The organism is Paraburkholderia sp. BR14320, from assembly GCF_040948665.1.
GTDB lineage: Bacteria > Pseudomonadota > Gammaproteobacteria > Burkholderiales > Burkholderiaceae > Paraburkholderia > Paraburkholderia youngii.
In genome coordinates this window covers 1-202 of the sequence record NZ_JBFPKG010000429.1, presented here as the reverse complement: position 1 = coordinate 202, position 202 = coordinate 1, and the positions used below count along the sequence as shown (strand labels likewise).

Sequence of the window (202 nt, the reverse complement as noted above, 5' to 3'; positions counted from 1 at the left end):
GTGCTGGCAGTCGAGGCGAACGTCGACTGCGTGATCGCCGACGGCGCGTACTACAGTATCGCGCAGACCGAGGCGTGGACAACCTGTGGTGTGCTGCCGGTGATTCCACCACCGGCCAATGCGGTCGCTCACAATCAACCGGCGACACGCAGCCACGACCCTCTCGTTCGGTACATCAAGGACAAGGGCACCCATGCGTTCC

Annotated in this window: 1 protein-coding gene; it reads left to right on the top strand. The window is 63.4% G+C overall.

Going from position 1 to position 202, the window contains the following annotated elements; translation table 11 throughout:
• Positions 1-202, top strand: a 202-nt coding sequence (locus AB3X89_RS40945; protein WP_368588142.1) for a hypothetical protein, incomplete at both ends; no start/stop codon positions are given.